The 17,385-nt window shown below is 61.4% G+C and carries 17 protein-coding genes; 8 read left to right on the forward strand and 9 right to left on the reverse strand.

Going from position 1 to position 17,385, the window contains the following annotated elements; translation table 11 throughout:
• Window positions 1-13: 13 nt before the first annotated feature.
• From ACQUTG_RS11090 to ACQUTG_RS11100, 3 genes are all read left to right on the forward strand, one after another.
• Window positions 14-1,492 carry a mannose-1-phosphate guanylyltransferase/mannose-6-phosphate isomerase gene (locus tag ACQUTG_RS11090; protein WP_428919459.1) on the forward strand — a complete coding sequence of 493 codons (1,479 nt, stop codon included), beginning with the start codon at window positions 14-16 and terminating at the stop codon, window positions 1,490-1,492.
• Between the two features lie 60 nt (window positions 1,493-1,552).
• Complete coding sequence (locus ACQUTG_RS11095) at window positions 1,553-2,941, forward strand: phosphomannomutase (RefSeq protein ID WP_428919460.1); 1,389 nt, start codon at window positions 1,553-1,555, stop codon at window positions 2,939-2,941.
• 142 nt (window positions 2,942-3,083) lie between these two features.
• On the forward strand, window positions 3,084-3,416 hold the full coding sequence (locus ACQUTG_RS11100) for a hypothetical protein (protein ID WP_428919461.1): 333 nt from the start codon (window positions 3,084-3,086) through the stop codon (window positions 3,414-3,416).
• Here the strand turns inward: ACQUTG_RS11100 and ACQUTG_RS11105 are convergent.
• On the reverse strand, window positions 3,401-4,366 hold the full coding sequence (locus ACQUTG_RS11105) for a ketopantoate reductase family protein (protein WP_428919462.1): 966 nt from the start codon (window positions 4,364-4,366) through the stop codon (window positions 3,401-3,403). The genes ACQUTG_RS11100 and ACQUTG_RS11105 overlap by 16 nt on opposite strands.
• Window positions 4,367-4,402: 36 nt before the next feature.
• On the reverse strand, window positions 4,403-5,599 hold the full coding sequence (locus tag ACQUTG_RS11110; protein WP_428919463.1) for an MFS transporter: 1,197 nt from the start codon (window positions 5,597-5,599) through the stop codon (window positions 4,403-4,405).
• A gap of 111 nt (window positions 5,600-5,710) precedes the next feature.
• Here ACQUTG_RS11110 and nfsA point away from each other — a divergent pair, with 111 nt between their 5' ends.
• Window positions 5,711-6,448: an oxygen-insensitive NADPH nitroreductase gene (nfsA, locus tag ACQUTG_RS11115; RefSeq protein ID WP_428919464.1), complete on the forward strand. Its 738-nt coding sequence runs from the start codon at window positions 5,711-5,713 to the stop codon at window positions 6,446-6,448.
• An 11-nt stretch (window positions 6,449-6,459) separates the two neighbouring features.
• Here the strand turns inward: nfsA and ACQUTG_RS11120 are convergent, their stop codons facing one another.
• Genes ACQUTG_RS11120 through ACQUTG_RS11135 form a run of 4 tightly spaced genes read right to left on the reverse strand, consistent with a single transcriptional unit; the run spans window position 6,460 to window position 11,131 of the window.
• Entirely contained in the window at window positions 6,460-7,131 is a 672-nt protein-coding gene (locus ACQUTG_RS11120) for a LutC/YkgG family protein (RefSeq protein ID WP_428919465.1), read from the reverse strand.
• 1 nt (window position 7,132) lies between these two features.
• Complete coding sequence (locus tag ACQUTG_RS11125; protein WP_428919466.1) at window positions 7,133-8,578, reverse strand: LutB/LldF family L-lactate oxidation iron-sulfur protein; 1,446 nt, start codon at window positions 8,576-8,578, stop codon at window positions 7,133-7,135.
• Complete coding sequence (locus ACQUTG_RS11130) at window positions 8,575-9,402, reverse strand: (Fe-S)-binding protein (protein WP_428919467.1); 828 nt, start codon at window positions 9,400-9,402, stop codon at window positions 8,575-8,577. The genes ACQUTG_RS11125 and ACQUTG_RS11130 overlap by 4 nt, the downstream gene beginning before the upstream one ends.
• A gap of 40 nt (window positions 9,403-9,442) precedes the next feature.
• Window positions 9,443-11,131 carry an L-lactate permease gene (locus ACQUTG_RS11135; protein WP_428919468.1) on the reverse strand — a complete coding sequence of 563 codons (1,689 nt, stop codon included), beginning with the start codon at window positions 11,129-11,131 and terminating at the stop codon, window positions 9,443-9,445.
• Window positions 11,132-11,358: 227 nt separating this feature from the next.
• Here ACQUTG_RS11135 and ACQUTG_RS11140 point away from each other — a divergent pair, with 227 nt between their 5' ends.
• Window positions 11,359-12,135, forward strand: a complete 777-nt coding sequence (locus ACQUTG_RS11140) for a GntR family transcriptional regulator (RefSeq protein ID WP_428919469.1) — start codon at window positions 11,359-11,361, stop codon at window positions 12,133-12,135.
• A 3-nt stretch (window positions 12,136-12,138) separates the two neighbouring features.
• Here the strand turns inward: ACQUTG_RS11140 and ACQUTG_RS11145 are convergent, their stop codons facing one another.
• From ACQUTG_RS11145 to ACQUTG_RS11155, 3 genes are read right to left on the reverse strand one after another with little or no spacing between them, the layout of a single operon-like run.
• Window positions 12,139-12,897, reverse strand: coding sequence for a putative 4-mercaptohistidine N1-methyltransferase (locus ACQUTG_RS11145; protein ID WP_428919470.1), 759 nt, complete (start codon window positions 12,895-12,897; stop codon window positions 12,139-12,141).
• 40 nt (window positions 12,898-12,937) lie between these two features.
• The gene (locus tag ACQUTG_RS11150) at window positions 12,938-14,083 is read right to left on the reverse strand and encodes a mechanosensitive ion channel family protein (protein WP_428919471.1); all 1,146 of its coding nucleotides are present in this window, start codon (window positions 14,081-14,083) and stop codon (window positions 12,938-12,940) included.
• The gene (locus tag ACQUTG_RS11155) at window positions 14,076-14,960 is read right to left on the reverse strand and encodes a hypothetical protein (protein WP_428919472.1); all 885 of its coding nucleotides are present in this window, start codon (window positions 14,958-14,960) and stop codon (window positions 14,076-14,078) included. Before ACQUTG_RS11155 ends, ACQUTG_RS11150 begins: the two co-directional genes overlap by 8 nt.
• A 94-nt stretch (window positions 14,961-15,054) precedes the next feature.
• Between ACQUTG_RS11155 and ACQUTG_RS11160 the strand changes: the two genes are divergently transcribed.
• From ACQUTG_RS11160 to ACQUTG_RS11170, 3 genes are read left to right on the forward strand one after another with little or no spacing between them, the layout of a single operon-like run.
• Window positions 15,055-15,684 (forward strand): metallophosphatase domain-containing protein, encoded by a 630-nt coding sequence (locus ACQUTG_RS11160; RefSeq protein WP_428919473.1) that lies wholly within the window; start codon window positions 15,055-15,057, stop codon window positions 15,682-15,684.
• 8 nt (window positions 15,685-15,692) lie between these two features.
• A complete protein-coding gene (locus tag ACQUTG_RS11165) occupies window positions 15,693-16,712 on the forward strand; it encodes an LLM class flavin-dependent oxidoreductase (RefSeq protein ID WP_428919474.1) in 1,020 nt (339 codons plus the stop codon).
• Between the two features lie 31 nt (window positions 16,713-16,743).
• Entirely contained in the window at window positions 16,744-17,283 is a 540-nt protein-coding gene (locus ACQUTG_RS11170) for a YqiA/YcfP family alpha/beta fold hydrolase (RefSeq protein WP_428919475.1), read from the forward strand.
• Window positions 17,284-17,385: the final 102 nt, after the last annotated feature.

The following is a 17,385-nucleotide window of genomic DNA, read 5'->3' on the forward strand; positions in this document are numbered from 1 at the left end:
AAGGAGCAGGACTATGATTCCAGTGATACTCTCAGGTGGCACAGGCTCCCGGCTTTGGCCATTATCGCGCCGTGCCTACCCCAAGCAGTTTCTTCCCCTGCTGAACGAGCAAAGCATGTTCCAGCAGACCCTGGCCCGTCTCCCCGAAACGGAGGTTGAGGCACCCGTCATCGTTGCCAACGAGGACCATCGTTTTCTGGTTCAGGAGCAGCTCGGCGCCATCGGCAAAGCACCAGAAACCATTCTGCTCGAGCCGTTTGGACGCAACACCGCACCGGCCGTGGCACTGGCAGCTATCGAGATAGCCCGAAAGGACCCGAAGGCCATCATGCTGGTATTGCCGGCGGATCATGCCATTGATCAGACCGAGCCCTTCCACAACGCGATCGCGGAGGGCATGAAGGTTGCCAGAGAGGGCAATCTGGTCCTGTTCGGCATCACACCGGATCGCCCGGAGACCGGTTACGGGTACGTCGCCGCCGGCAACCCGGAACTGGAACCCAACGAGCCGCGCCCGGTCCGCCGGTTTATTGAAAAGCCGGATGTGGCCACAGCCCGGTCTCTGCTCGAGGAGGGTGGCTACTACTGGAACAGCGGCATGTTCATGTTCCGGGCCGACGTCTATCTCGCGGAGCTGAAGAAACACAGCCGCGATATCTATGACACCGTCATGCTCGCAGCCCGTTCTCTGGAGCAGGACATGGGCTTCAAGCGGATTCCGGCGGAAATTTTCGCGCACTGCCCCGAGGACTCCATCGACTACGCGGTGATGGAGAAAACCACGCGCGCCACGCTGGTGCCCCTGGATGCCGGCTGGAACGATGTCGGCGCCTGGTCCTCGATCTGGGACATCAGCAACAAGGATGAGCGGCGCAATGCGGTATACAGCGACGTCTGCCTGAGGGAGACCTCCGGCTGCCTGGTCCATGCACCGGACAAGCTGGTGGCCATGGTCGGCGTGGAGGATCTCGTTGTGGTGGACACCAAGGACGCCTTGATGGTTGCCCGTCGGGACTGCGTCCAGGACGTCAAGCACGTCGTTAACGAGCTCAAGTCACAGGCAAGGTCGGAAACTGAAGTGCACCGGGAAGTGTTCCGGCCCTGGGGCAGCTACGACAGCATCGACAATGGCAACCGGTTCCAGGTCAAACGGATCACTGTCAAACCCGGCGAGAAGCTATCCCTGCAGAAGCACCATCACCGGGCTGAACACTGGATCATCGTTCGCGGCACCGCCGAAGTGACCCGGGACGAGGAAACCTTCCTGCTCTCGGAGAACGAGTCCACTTATATACCCATCGGTTCGGTCCATCGCCTGTTCAATCCCGGCAAGATTCCCCTGGAACTGATCGAGGTCCAATCCGGCGCCTATCTGGGTGAAGACGATATTGAGCGCCTCGATGACCAGTACGGACGTACCGCCCAAGAATCGGACACCAGTCAGGACGACGTGGAGGAGGAAGCCATCCCGGTCATGATGACCCGGGCCTGAAACCAGGGCCCGGACCCTGCGGGACGGGCCCGTTTTAACGAAATTCAGAGGAGACTGATCATGGACCTTGAATGCTTCAAAGCCTATGACATCCGGGGGAAGGTACCGGAACAGCTCAATCCCGAACTGGCCGAGCGTATTGGTCGCTCCTATGTGGAGGTCACCGGTGCCCGCAAGGTGATCGTCGGCTATGACATCCGCCTGTCCAGCCCCGAAATTGCGGCGGCACTCAGCGAAGGACTGCGCACGGCCGGCGCCAATGTGTTCAGTATCGGCCAGTGTGGTACCGAGCAGGTGTACTTCGCGACCAGCCATTTCGGCATGGATGGCGGCATCATGGTAACCGCGAGCCATAACCCCAGGGACTACAATGGCATGAAGATGGTTGGCGCCGATGCCCGCCCAATCAGTTCCACCAACGGCTTGCTGGCCATCCGGGAGGGGTGTCGGGAACCCCTCGGCAATGCCCGCCAGCCCGGTGAGCTTTTCCATATTGATGCCATGAAGCCTTACATCGAGCATCTTCTCGGCTACATCGACAGGGATACCCTCACACGCCTGAACATCGTCGTGAATCCCGGCAATGGCGGCGCCGGCGAGGTGATCGACGCCCTCGAGCCGTATCTGCCGTTCCAGTTCCATCGTGTTCACCATACGCCCGACGGCAACTTCCCCAACGGCGTTCCGAACCCGTTGCTACCGGAAAACCGGACGCCCACCTCCATGGCAGTGACTGCCAGCAATGCCGCCATGGGCATCGCCTGGGATGGGGATTTTGACCGCTGCTTCTTCTTCGACGAGAAAGGCCGGTTCATCGAGGGCTATTACATCGTCGGCCTGCTGGCAGACCAGTTCCTGCGCAAGACCGGTGGTGGCAAGGTAATCCATGACCCGCGCCTGACCTGGAATACCCGCGAACTCGTTCAGAAAGCGGGTGGAGAGCCCATCGAAAGCAAAACCGGTCATGCTTTCATCAAACAGCGGATGCGGGAAGAGGACGCGATCTACGGTGGCGAGATGAGTGCCCACCATTATTTCCGGGACTTCGCCTACTGCGACAGTGGCATGATCCCGTGGTTGCTGGTGGCCGAACGACTCTGTCAGTCAGGGGTGTCATTGTCGTCACTGATCGATGCCCGAATCGAGGCCTTCCCCGCCAGCGGGGAAATCAACCGCACGGTGAAAGACCCGGAGAGCATCCTGCAGGCCATCGAGCGCCGGTATCTGGAAGAGGCTCTGTCGGTAACGCACACCGATGGTCTGAGCATGGAATTCCAACGGTGGCGCTTCAATCTGCGCATGTCCAACACCGAACCCGTGATCCGGCTGAACGTGGAGAGCCGGGGTGATATCGAACTGATGAAATCCTTTACCCGATCCCTGCTCGATGACATCGAAGAACTCGATGGCCAGACGCAGAAGGACTCACAGATCAGCGTCGCCATCTGAACCCGGATAAACCTGGCCCTCGCCAGCGGGGCCAGGTTACCTCCCGCGACCGGAGCCGCAACGCACTGGATAAAAAAACGCCAATCGGCGATAATCTTCGACCGTTTTGTGTCCCGAAATCCTTACTTTTCCGCTCAGTATCATGACATTTTTACAAGTAGCCCAGACACTTATCTTTGTTGTTCTTCTCTTTAACACCGTACACCTGTTACCTGTGCTGGGACGCACACTGGTAGGCCCAGCCAACACCCTCCAGCCGGGCTTTCACTACAGCATCCTCGGCGTCAGACTGCTGCGCAACGGCATCGGCCTGATCCTGGTGCCCGCCACCGCGGCGCCAAACCCCGAGATTCACGCCATGGTGCCGTTCGGCATTTTTGTGTTGCTGATGCTCGCCGGCATCAACAGCCTGCTGACACAACTGCAGAAACGCAGTCTGACGGCTTGGTCCGAGGACCGTTACGGGACTGAGTGATCCGGGCTCTCCTGAAACTGCAATAAGGCATTCACGGTTCGGGTATAGGGTGCTGAAACACGGAGACGTTCACAGCGCCTGAGCACCGCGCCGGCGATGCTGTCCAGCTCCAGCGGCCTGCCCTTTTCCTTGTCCACCAGCATGGACGTCTTGATGGCGTTGAAGTTGCTGATCAGGTCAAACATCTCGTCCAGATCCTTCTGACCCAGGTTTACCCCATCCGCCTTCGAAGCCTCCACCGTCTCCGCCATCATGCCGTAGACGATCTTGCCGAATTCCGGGTGATGGGTCAGGCTTCGGGTATCCAGGCCGGTCAGGGCCGAGAGCGGATTGACCCCGTTGTTGATCACCAGCTTGCGCCACAGTTCGTAGCGGATATTGTCGGTGACCGTGGTGGGAATGCCGGCTTCGTTGAACGCACTCTCGAGGCGATCGAGCAGCGGCAACCGGGTATCGTTCTGGTTGTCTGCTTGCGGCCACGCCCCCATAACAACCTGGGCCATGCCCTCGGCGAACACCTTGCCGGGCTCGACGATATGCCCACCGATGCGCACTGCCAGGCCGCCCAACACCCGGCTTTGTCCGACGACATCGGCAATCAGCGGCTCATTGTCCACGCCGTTTTGCAGAGAGAGCACCGGAACGGAGCCGGCCCGGAGCCAGTCGCCGAGTTCCTTCATCACCGGTCCGGTCGCAGTGGACTTCAAGGCAACCGCAACCAGATCAAAATCATCCGGCTGATAATTCTGTACCAGTGCTGCGTGATCCACCGCCGGCAGCCCGCAATCCAGCTTCTCGCCCTCGTAATCTACCCGAAGCCCCGCGCTTTGCAGGGCTGTCAGGTGTTCCCCCCGGGCGGTGAGCACTACCGAGTGACCCGCTTTGGCAAGCCGGGCCGCGTAATAGGCGCCGATCCCGCCGGCGCCGATCATCAATATTTTAAAGGACATGGTATGAGATCCTTCTGTTGAATGGCCGTCACTTTACTACATCCGTAACTTCCACAGGTCCGGTCGAGACAGCCCGAAGCGATACAACACCCCGGCAATCACCGCCACCACAGCCCCCGACAGGGCAAAGGACACGCCAAAACCGCCCGCTTCCAGGATCGCACCGAACAGCAGCGGAGCCAGGAAGTGGATCGCCCGGTTGGCCATCAGCCGCATACCGAGCGCCCCGGCCCGCTGGGCTTTCTCGACATTTTCCGCCAGCACCACCATCGACAAGGGTTGGCACAGGCCGGCTCCGAACCCTACCAGGACGGACAAAATCGCCACGAGGGGCGCATTACCGGCAAATCCGAGGCACCCCAGGCCGAGCGAGAGGGTGCCCAGGGACAGATAGGTCGCGTTCTCCCGACCGCCCACCCAGGCAATAATTCGCGGAATGAAGGGACGTGCGAGCATGGACACGCCCGCCCGCAGGCTGACCAGCACCCCGATCACCGCGGCGCTCATTTCGAGGCTGTCGAGATACACGGGGAGATAGCTGCCATAGACCCCCAGTGCGAACATGCCGGCGATCGTAATCAACACGGAAACCTGCACGCCGGTATTCGCACGCATCAGCCTGGCCTGAGCCCGGAACCCCGTTTGCGATCGGGCTACCCGCTCGCCCCGGCTCGCCTCTCCGGTGAGCAGCAGTCCGGTGATTCCACCAGCCAGGGCGATGGCGGCCATCACCAGGAAAAGACTGCCAACCCCGCCCGCCAACTCGATCCAGCCCCCGGCCAGCAGGGGCCCAATCACCTGGCCGCCCGACAGCCAGGTCGCATACCACCCGAAATAGCCCTCAAGCCGTGCTCCCGTCGCCAGTGACGAAATTACAGTCTGCGCCGAGAGTACCATCTGAAGATGGGCCAACCCGACCAGCAGCTGGCCGGCTATCAGGCCATAGAAGCCCGGCAGCACCTGCATCAACACCAGCCCCACCACCATGACCAGCGCGCCCGCCACCAGGGTCACCCGACCGCCATGCCGGGTGACCACGCCGCCCAGCGGAATCGCCAGCAGAAACGGGAGCAGGTACTGGGAACTGAGCACCACGCCCAGCATCAGTGGGGTTGCACCCAACGCCAGGCCATAGACCGGAATCGTCACCAGCAACATCGAGTAGACGACGAAACAGAACGTCAGCGATGCGCAGATGGCCACGAAATTTCGTTTGGTCTCGTCAGCAGACAAGAGTGTAATCTCCAGGGAAAGGGTTTATCGGTCGTTTGCCTTGCGGCCACTGAACCGATTATTGTGACTTGTTTCGTATCCTACCTGAAAGCCAGAAATCAGAGAGACCCCATGAATCCGACCATTGAACTCCTGAAATCCCACCGCTCCATCCGCAAGTTCAAGGACCAGAAGATCCCCCGTGAGCTGCTGGAAGAGCTGGTTCGCGCCGGCCAGTGCGCCGCCACGTCCAACCATGTGCAAGCCTACTCCATCATCCACGTGGTCAATCCGGAGAACCGCCGGAGAATTTCTGAACTGGCCGGTGGCCAGGCCCATGTGGTGGAAGCTTCGGATTTCCTGGTCTTCTGCGCCGACATGAAGCGTTCCACCGAAGCCGCGGAGCGAGCGGGCGCCGACGTGGTCCGGGGTATGACCGAGCAGCTGGTGGTGGCCAGTGTGGATGCCGCCCTGATGGCCCAGAACGTGGCGGTTGCCGCCGAATCCGAGGGCCTGGGGCTGTGTTACGTAGGCGGGATCCGGAATGATCCGGCCCAGGTGGCCGAGATTCTGAAGTTGCCGGAGCATGTCTACCCGGTGTTCGGCATGAGCCTTGGCTACCCGGATCAGAATCCGGAAGTGAAGCCCCGGCTGCCGCTGGAAACCATCCTCAAGGAAGATTACTACGACGGCAGCAAGGACGAGGAGCAGATCGCCGGGTTCGACGACACCATGCACCAGTACTACCTAGACCGCACCGGTGGCAACAAGGATTCCAACTGGTCGAAGGAGCTGAAGCCGCTGTTCACCACCAAGCTGCGCCCGCACATGAAGGAATTCCTCAACAAGCGCGGGTTCGGGGTCAAGTAAACCCGACCGCTTCAGGCGTCCTCAAGGATGAGGACCACCAGCTCCTTCGGGCCATGGGCGCCGTAGGCCAGGACCTGCTCGATATCCGCGGTCTTGGACGGGCCCGACACCAGCAACAGGTTGGTGGGCAGGCCCGCCGACCAGTTCTGGCGCTGCATCATGGCGTACAGATTGTCCCCGATCTCGCTGGCCTTGAGCAGGGCGATGTGCAGCGGCGGCAGCAGGCTCATCAGCCTCGGCTCGTGCCGGTCCGGCCAGAGCACCAGCGAGCCGGTGGCAGCGATGGCACCAACGGTGCCGGTGATGCTCGCATCCACTTCCCAGAACAGTTCCTCTTTCCATTCCTCCACCGGCCGGTCGTACGCCAGCAGTTGCACGGACGAGCCTGACTGCTGCCAGTACTCCGAGAGTTGCTGGCCATGGGCGGTTGCCGGAGCATGGAGCAGATTGCCGAGGTCCCGCTCGGCCAGGATCGCGGCCACTTTTTCCGGCCAGTTGTCACTGCTGACCTGATGGATCTCGGTGTGCACCGCTTCCATCAGGTTGCGCAGCCGGGTGATCCGGCCCTCCGGCGCGTACTGCCAGGGCTCGGTCACCAGGCGCTCGTCGAAGTCGTCCGGGCGCGGAATGGAGCCGCCCAGGCCGGTGCGAAGCTTGTTGAGGATATTGCTGCGGGCGCTCATGTTACTGCCCTCCGTTACGGGCCAGGTGCTCCCGGGCCAGATCGTGCAGGGAACGTTTCGCCGGAACCGGCGCGGTGTGGTTATCGGTCCAGGGGCCAACGTTTTTCGGTGTCAGTCTGCGGAACCGGGTGGCGCCCCAAAGGAACAGCCGGTAGAGCACCGGGCTGCTATTAAGGGTCCGCCAGAACCGCCAGGCCAGACGTTCCTTCCGGGAATACTTGGCGCCGCCATCTTTCACCTTCGGCCCTTCCGCCGGACTTTTCACGTTCTCCTGGCGCAGGCGCTGGAGCAGTTCCGGAATCGGAATCTTCACCGGGCACACCTCGCCGCAGGCGCCGCACAGCGAGGAGGCACTGGGATGGTCCGGTACCTGGTGCAAGCCGACCATGTGCGGCGTCACGATCTTGCCGATCGGACCGGGATAGACCTCCCCGTAGGTGTGGCCACCCACCCGCGTATACACCGGGCAGTGGTTCATGCAGGCACCACAGCGAATGCAGTTAAGAGTCTGGCGCATCTGGGCATCGGCAAAGGCACCGCTGCGGCCGTTGTCCAGCAGTACCAGGTGCACCTCCTCCGGGCCGTCCAGCTCATCGGCCTTACGTGGACCGGAGATCATGTTCACATAGGTGGTGATCGGCTGGCCCAGGGCGGAGCGGGTCAGCAGGGACAGCAGCGGCACGACGTCCCGCAGGTTCTCCACCACCTTCTCGATTCCGGTTACGGCAATATGGACCGGTGGCGCGGTGGTACTCATCCGGCCGTTGCCCTCGTTCTCCACCAACAGCAGGGTGCCGGTCTCGGCAATGGCGAAGTTCACACCGGAAACCCCGACATCCGCTTCCATGAACTTGCGGCGCAGTGTGCGGCGGCCGATCTGGATCAGCTCGTTGACGTCGTCCGTCTCCTCCACGCCCAGCTTGTCGTGGAACAGTCGGGCCACCTGGTGCCGGTTCTTGTGGATCGCCGGCATGATGATGTGGGAGGGTTTCTCACCGTCGAGCTGGACGATGTACTCGCCCATATCCGACTCCAGGCACTCTACCCCACGCTCGGCGAGGTAGTCGTTCATCTCCATTTCCTCGCTGACCATGGACTTGCCCTTCACCACTTGCGAGCCCTGACGGGCCTGGATGATGCCATGGACAATCTCGTTGGCCTGTTCGGTGGTTTCGGCCCAGTGCACCTTCACGCCGTTTTTAGTGAGCTTTGCTTCCAGCTGCTCGAGCAGATCCGGCAGCCGGGACAGGGCCCGGGCCTTGATCCGGTTGCCCAACTCCCGCAGACCTTCACGTTCCTCCTCGTCGGGGAAGGCATCTGCCCGCTTTTTCATCAAGGAGTCCATGGCGGTCCGGAAGTTGGTCCGCAGCCGGCCATCTGCGAGGGCGACTTCCGCCCGGTCCCGGAAACCGCCGGTCAGTTCAGTAACAGGAATCCGCTGGCTCATGCCTTACCCTCCCCGCTCACGCGCTCCCAAAGGAAGCTGGCCAGGTGACGGCCCCGGAAGGGCTGCCGCTGTTTATCCAGGGAACCGTTGATGTTCATCAGGCACCCGCCGTCGGCGGTGACCATTTCGTCAGCGCCGGAGGCCATCAGGGATCGGGTCTTGTCCCTCACCATGGCGCCGGAGACTTCCGGCATGCGCACCGAGAAGGTGCCGCCGAAGCCACAGCATTCGCTCTCGTGGTCATGGTCCACACGCTCCACCTTCTCCAGCCTGCCCAGCAGTTCCCGGGCGTGGAGATGGGTGTTCATCTCACGGCGGGCGGAACAGGAGGTATGCAGGGCGACGCGGGTGGCTTCACCCAGATCCTGCCACTCCACTCGGCAGACGTTGAGCAGGAATTCGGTCAGTTCAAAGGTGCGTTCGGCCAGGGCTTCCACCCGTTTCAGGGTATCGGGTTCTTCCGCGAACAGTTCCCGGTAATGCTGGCGGAACATGCCGGCACAGGAACCCGAGGGCACCACCACCGGCATATCCGCATCAAGAACCGCAAGCTGCGCCCGGGCCACTTCTCGGGCCTCCGACGCATAACCGGAGGTCCAGGCCGGCTGGCCACAACAGCTCTGGCCTTCCGGGAAATGCACCCGGACACCCTCGCGCTCAAGCAGGCGGATCGCATCCAGGCCCGCTTCCGGGAAGAACAGATCCACCACACAGGTTCCGAACAGGATCACTTCCCGGGGTTTGGCGGGATACGGCCGCGGCCCGGGTCGGTCCGGGGCGACCCGCGTTGCATTCGGGGCAGCGTCGTAAAACAGTTCGCTCATGATCGGCTCCTTCACGGAAACGGCGCTCGCGCGCTTACATTCAGACCAGTGGATCCACGATGCCCAGCCCGTAGGCGGCGATCAGTGCGATCAATCCGGTCATCACCAGGTAGTAAAGGGTCGGCCAGACAGTCTTGCGCAGGGTCTGGCCTTCACGACCGAGCAGACCGACCGTGGCAGACGCAGCCACCACGTTGTGGATCGCCACCATGTTGCCGGCGGCGGCACCCACGGCCTGCACCGCCACGATCAAGGCGGTAGACAGACCCAGGCTCTCGGCGACACCGAACTGGAACTGGCTGAACATCATATTGGACACGGTGTTGGAGCCGGCCAGGAACGCGCCCATGGCACCAACGGCTGGCGCCAGCAGCGGATAGATGCCGCCGACGGTATCGGCCACCCAGGTCGCCATGGCAATGGGCATGCTCGGCAGGTCAGACAGGTTGACACCGGAGTTGATCAGGATCCGCACCATGGGCACGGTGAACAGCAGTACGAAACCGGCGCTCAGCAGCACACTGCCGGATTCCTTCACGGCGGCAGTCAGCTCACGCACCTGCATGCGATGGATAAAGAAGGTGGCGATCACCACCATCACCAGAATACCACCGGGCAGGTAAAGCGGCTGCACGCCGGCGTTGATACCGGTCTCGCCCAGGATGTTGGAGAAGCCCACGCCAACTGAGGTAAACAACGCCTTCACCTCCGGAATCACCCGGCTGATCACCAGCACTACGCCCACCAGCACATACGGCAGCCAGGCGCGTAAACCGCTCATGGGCTTGGCAGCCAGGTCTTCCAGTTTCATCTCGATAAGACCGAACCACTCGGACGGCCACTGTTCACGGGGCGCAAAATCCCAGGTGGTTTTCGGTAGCAGGAAGCCCTTACGTGCGGCGGTGGTGACGATGGCCAGACCAATCAGGCCACCGAGCAGCGACGGGAACTCGGGACCGAGGATCACGCCGGTCAGAGCGTAGGGCACCACAAAGGAAATCCCGGCAAACAGCGCAAACGGCAGGACCTCGAAGCCCTCACGCCAGCTTTTGTTCTTACCGAAGAAGCGGGTCATCATCATGACCATGAACAGCGGCATGAGCACACCCACGATGGCATGAGTGATGGCCACCTCGGAGGTGATCAGCTGCAAGTACTGCTCCCAGTTGGAGCCCAGCTGCTCCATGCGCTCGCCGATGCTGTTGCGATCCAGACCGGTGGTGACACCGACGATGATCGGCGTGCCGACCGCCCCGAAGGACACGGGGGTGCTCTGCACCATCATTCCCAGCATGACCGCCGCCATCGCCGGGAAGCCAACCGCCACCAGCAGAGGCGCCGCGATGGCCGCCGGCGTTCCGAAGCCGGAGGCACCCTCGATGAAAGAGCCGAACAGCCAGACAATGATGATCGCCTGTACGCGACGGTCCGGGCTGATATTGGTGAAGCCCGCACGGATCGCGGTGATGGCACCGGAATGTTTCAGGGTGTTCAGCAGCAGGATGGCGCCGAAGATGATCCACAGCAGGCCCAGGGTGATCACCAGCCCCTGCAGCGAGGACGCAAGGATACGGTTGAAGCTCATGTCCCAGCCGGTATAGGCAATCAGGGCCGTGACCAGGAACACCAGTGGCATGGCACGGCGGGCCGGCCAGCGAAAGCCCAGTAGGAGGATCCCGGCCAGGAGGATGGGCGTAAACGCCAAGAGGGCAAGCAATCCGGACGACATACAACTCTCCAAATCTTGTTTTTGGAATCTCGACGGGCAATTGGTATTACCAATTTACAAGAGGTAGGCGCTTACGTTAGGGGAAGGGACTAACTGCTGTCAAAACGGCCTCCTTCGACATTGGTCCAATTGCGTTTGGCGATTGCTGTCAAATCAACCGCTAATCAGGGTATGCTGTTTTGGTAAGACCAATCTGAAATCCACGAAACCCTCAGGTAACGATCCCAATGGCCATCGGACACATTGCGCCGCGGCGCCTTGCCGACACCATCGTCGAGCAGCTGGAAACCATGATTCTGGAAGGCACTCTGCAGCCGGGCGAGCGACTGCCACCGGAACGGGTGTTGGCCGAGCAGTTCGGGGTTTCACGTCCTTCGCTTCGGGAAGCGGTTCAGAAGCTGGCCGCCAAAGGGCTGCTGACCAGTCGTCAGGGGGGTGGTAACTTCGTGACCGAAAACCTCGGCTCCAGCTTCAGTGATCCGCTGATTTCACTGTTGGAAGACCGCCCCGAAGCGCAGCGGGACTTGCTGGAGTTCCGTCGCACCCTGGAGGCGGATTGCGCCTATTACGCCGCACTGCGAGCCACCGAGGTAGACCGGGAACATCTACAGTCCGCTTACGATGAACTCCAGGCCTGTTACGAGAAGGATTCCGAGCGGGATTTGGAGGCCGAGGGCGCAGCGGATGCGCGCTTCCATCTTGCCATCGCCGAGGCCAGTCACAATGTCATTCTCCTGCACACCATCCGCACCCTGTTCAACATGCTCAAGAGCAGCGTGGTGACCAACATCGGCGGCATGTACGCAAGAGAAGCGGAAACCCGGGAAGGACTCAAGGAGCAGCACCGGCTGCTGTTCAGCGCCATCATGGAAGGGCGGGCGGATGACGCCCGGAAGATTGCCGGCACCCACATACAATACGTGCAGCAGGTGCTTTCCGAGCGCACCGAAAGCCACCGTCGCCTGGAGCGGGCCATCCGCCGGGACAGCCTGACCCGAACCTGACGTTCAGAGTTTCTCCCAGACCGTCACTTCCGAGAAACTGTGCTGGAACTTGTTCCGGGTCTCCCGAATGACGAACGGCACGCTGTGGGGATCCACCAACAGCCGGAAATGGGGCGCGAGCATATCCCGCAGGCCGTCAAAGGTAGTGTAGTCCTCGCCGTTCTTCCGGAATCCACCGATCCAGGCATCTTGGGGCGTGTACTCCTCCAGCCAGGTGTATGGGGAGGCAATGACCAACAGGCCGTTGTCGGTGATGCGTTCGTGAATCCTGGCCAGGAACTTTGACGGCTGGTAAAGGCGATCGATCAGGTTGGCCGCCAGCACCAGATCGTAACCGGCAAACCGGGGGCTGAGATCACAGGCATCACCCTGATGGAACGCCACCCTGCCAACCGTATCCTCGAGCCCCAGGGATGCCAGGGTCCGTTCCTGGTAACTCACCAGTTCGCCCTCTTCCGGCCGGGCGTAGCGCACCTGCTTCTGCTTCGCCATTTTCGCCGCTGCGCTGACAAAACTTTCGGAAAAGTCGACACCGTCGACGTGGTCAAAGCGGGTGGCCAGCTCGAAGGTGGCCCGTCCGCAGGCACAGCCCAGATCCAGGGCCTTGCCGTGATCCCGGCCGTTCATCGCATCGAAACACAGCCGCGCCAGTTCCTGGGGGAAATTCGGCTCGCCGTGCCAGGACTCACCAAAGTGGAATTCCAGGTACTGCGCCAGTGTGGTGTCACTCTCGTAGTAACCGCTGGGCTCGTTCACATGCATATCCTCGTTCCCGGGCCGATCCTGCCATGAGGGCAGCGAATCAGTCGCCCGCCAGTTTCGGGTACAGGGGCTCCACCACCGGCTTCAGCCCCTTGGCGTCATCGATAAACAGTTGCAGATGCGGGAAAGGTATCTCGATACCGGCGGCATCCAGCGCCTCTTTGATCTGTTCGAGGATCTCGGCCATGATCCTCGGCTGCACATCCAGATTGTCGGGCGTGATCCACACCTGCGCTTTGAGATTGACCGAGGAATCCCCCAGACTCTCCATCAGCACCCTGGGCTCCATGCCCGCCGACTGCAGCGCCTCGGGGTGCGCACGCAATACCGGCATGATGACTTCCCGGGCCTCCTTGGCCGATTCCTTGTAGGCGATGCCCACCGGAATGTTCAGTCGTGTCGCACCCTCGGCGCTGTAATTGACGATATCGGAGGACGCCACGCTGTCGTTGGGAATCATCGTGAAAATGTTGTCCCGGGTCCGCAGCCAGGTAGTGCGCAGGGCGATCTTCACCACCTTGCCATCCTGGCCGTTGATCGTCACCCAGTCCCCAATACGAAAAGGCCGTTCGATCAGCAGGGTGATACCGGCGATGAAGTTGGAGAGCGTGGACTGGGCGGCAAAGCCCACCGCGATACCAACGATACCTAGCCCGGCCACGATGGAGACCACGTCGAACCCGAATTGGGCAACAACCGTGACGACCGCGAAAGTGACCGCCAGCACCGAGAACAGGTTTTCCACCAGCTGTCGGATCGAGGGATCCATCCGGTAACGGGCCATCGTCTCCCGGATCAGACGGCCAAGCACCAGCCAGGCCACGAAGAAGCCGAGCGCCATCAGCCCGGCCTTTGCCATCGACGCCAGGAACGCGGCACCTGCCCCGAACTGGGCCAGGATCACCAGTAACGCGCCAAGTCCCATGAGGTAACGTACGCCGATGCGCACATGACCGAACAACGGATGGGCGGCCCGGCGCTTGCCAACCACCAGTCGGCTCAGGCCGATCACAATCAGGTAGACGCCAACGAACAGGGCAACGTAGAACACCGATATCAGCAACTGGCTGAAAGCATGAATCGCAAATGCTCCCCAATCCAGCTCCCCGCCCCCAAGCGCGTTGACGGTATCCCCGAGGTTTTTCTTGAGCTGCTCGACCACAGCCCCGATAAAAGTCTCAGCCATTGCCCGCTTCCTTGTTATCAGTTCCGGCGCCCGTTCCGATCAACCGGGCCAGCCACGGCAGCAATTCCGGGTAGGCATCCAGGTCCAGCACGAATTCCTGCCCCCGCGCCGCACTGGTCAGGTAACACCAGGGTAGATCCAGGCGCCAGCGATCCGGGTTTGAATGATAGCTTAGCGCCGGTTTGTCCCCGACAGGAAAAAATTCCCCGGGCAAACGCCATCGTGTGGCCAGTCGGGCCTGTGGATCGGTCAGTAACAATGGCTCTTCGAGCCGCGGGAACACGCCACTACCCTGCAACAGGCATCTACGTTCCGGCAACCGCCAGTCTACCGACGCCAGGTACAGGGTGTTGCCCGGGTCAGGGCCGCGGTAAAAGTGCGGGTGGTACCGGGCCCAGGGTAAGGCTTCCGACGCCAGATCATCCACTGTCAACACCTGACCAACGTGTAACCAGCCCCAGATGGCATGAAATGGCCGAGTACCGGGTACAAAGCGCCAGTGGCGTCGCACCATCTCAGCCCTTCGGAATACTCCAAAAAACAGAAACAGATCGTCCTCGCCTACACCCTGATTGTTCAGATGGCCCTGGGCCGAACCCGTCTGGCCGAGCAGGGGCCGCCAACCCGGCTGGCGCGGAAGGGCTCCGGCCACCAGGTCCGGATCCAGGTGCGCCCCGGAACCACCGCGCACCCGTCCACCGGAAAGATCCCGGGCAATCTTGCCGAGACGACGCGCCCCGAAAGTCACGTCGTCATAGCGGATTCGTGACAAGGAATCGGGGATTGGCAGAACACAAAGGGAACCATCGGGGAAAACCGGGCTGGGGCAGCCTCCGGCAGAGGAATCAAAGCCTTTCCGGCTCAGGATCAGTCGCACACTCACTCCTGGATCAATGGGGGTTGGGCAGGGGAAAATGCTATCGTAGATCGTTGTCCAATGCGCCCCGACAGGCCGCCAATGGGAGACCACCATGAAAATTGTCTGTATTTCCGACACCCACGGCATGCATCGCCAGGTAAAAGTGCCCGATGGCGACCTGTTGATCCACGCCGGTGACTGTCTGGGCCAGGGCACCCTGGATGATCTTGAGGATCTTAACGACTGGCTCGGCAGCCTGCCCCATCGGCACAAGATCCTGATTGCAGGTAACCATGACTGGTGTTTCCAGGATGAACCGGAAGAGTCCCGGGTACTGCTTACCCAGGCCCATTACCTGCAGGACAGCGGCCTGGAGCTGGAAGGGCTGACGTTCTGGGGCAGCCCCTGGACACCAGTGTTCTTCAACTGGGCGTTCAACCTGGAGCGGGGGCCCGAACTGGCCGAACGCTGGGAGCGAATACCCGACAACCTTGACGTGTTGATCACCCATGGTCCTGCTGCCGGCATCCTGGACACGGTGCCCGGCGGGCTGGGGGATCAGTCCGTGGGCTGCGAGGAACTGGCCCGGGTGCTTGAATCCCGGCGGCCGAGGCTCCACATTTTCGGGCACATCCATGAAAGCTATGGCCAGAAACAGGTGGGTAATTGCCTGCACGTCAACGCCAGCACCTGCACGGGTAGCTATAAGCCCCTTAACCTGCCCGTTGTTCTGGACCTTTGAGGAGCACCATGTCCAAACATCCCGACTATTCCCTGCTTGAACTGGCCTCGGTCCGCGAGGGCGACTCCGTGGGCACCACGCTGGCGAACAGCGTTGCCTATGCCCAACACGCCGAAAAACTCGGGTTCAAGCGGTTCTGGCTGGCCGAACACCACAACATGGAAGGCATCTCCAGCTCGGCAACCTCGGTACTGATTGGCCACATTGCCGGCCAGACCTCCACCATCCGCGTGGGCTCCGGCGGGGTGATGCTGCCCAACCACCCGCCGCTGGTGATTGCCGAACAATTCGGCACCCTGGAATCCCTGTATCCGGGCCGGATCGACCTCGGCCTGGGCCGGGCGCCCGGCACCGATCCGGTAACGGCCCGGGCGCTGCGCCGAGACGGACTGGGCGCCGAACAGTTCCCGGAAGACGTCGCCCGGCTGCAAACTCTGTTGGGACCGTTAAAGGCCGGCCAACCGGTCAAGGCCATTCCCGGCGCTGACACCAATGTGCCGATCTGGCTGTTGGGCTCCAGCCTTTACAGTGCCCAGCTGGCTGCCATGCGCGGTCTGCCTTACGCTTTTGCCGGTCATTTTGCTCCGCGGCTGTACCGGGAAGCACTGAGGGTCTACCGGGACAATTTCCAGCCTTCAGAACAGCTTTCTGAGCCCTACGCCATGCTCGCTGTACCGGCCGTACCCGCGGATTCCGTGGAAGAGGCACGCTTTCTGGCCACCACCAGCTACCAGAGAATCCTGGCGCTGTTCCGGGGCCAGCCGCTGTGGATGAAGCCTCCGGTAGACACCATGGAAGGCCTGTGGAATGCCGGCGAAGAAGCCGGTGTCCGGGATTTCCTCGGACTGCAGCTGCTAGGGGATGCCACCTCGATCCGCCAGCAGATCGACAACCTGCTGTCGACGGCCGAGGTGGAAGAGCTGATGTTCACAGTGGACATTTACGATCCCGCGAAGCGCCGCCATGCCCTGGACATCCTGGCGGCTACCCGGGATCAGGGCACGAATTCCACCGCCTTGATCAACTGAGGGTCCTGACACTCCACGGAGGAAGACCGACATGCCCCGAGAAACTATCCACCTGTTCCTGTCCCATGGGCTGGAAAGCGGGCCCGGCAGTACCAAAATACAGGCCATGAAACGGGCAGCGGAAGCTTTTCCTGGTGTTCGTGCCGAGGCCGTTGATCATCGTAGCAGCAAGGAACCGGACATCCGCCTGCAGCAGATGCGGGCCGCCATGGAGAAGGCCAGCGCCGAGCCCGCACGCACGATCCTGGCCGGCTCCAGCATGGGCGGCTGGGTCTGCGCCCAGACCAGTGCCCATACCCCGGTGCTGGGGTGCTTCCTGCTGGCACCGGCATTGGCACTGCCCCGCTACCCCCAGTCCCGCCCCGTTATTCAGGCGAGACATACCCGGATCATCCACGGCTGGGATGACGATGTGGTCCCGGTCATGCCGGTTCTGGAACTGGCACGGGAGCAACGGATCAACACCCTGGTCCTGGCTGACGGGCACCGGCTCCAGAACAGTGTCGACACAGTGGTGCGGGAATTCACCTTCTTCCTTGAAAGCTGCCTGTCAGAACTGAATCCATCCTGAATTCATGTACTTGCGATCCGGCTAAAACCTGTATCCGATGTTGGCTTATTTCCGCCATTTTCTTGCGAAAACCACTTTGTTTTGCCAGTCTTTATTAACGTA

It is taken from the genome of Marinobacter sp. DUT-1 (assembly GCF_050379415.1).
Taxonomy (GTDB): domain Bacteria; phylum Pseudomonadota; class Gammaproteobacteria; order Pseudomonadales; family Oleiphilaceae; genus Marinobacter.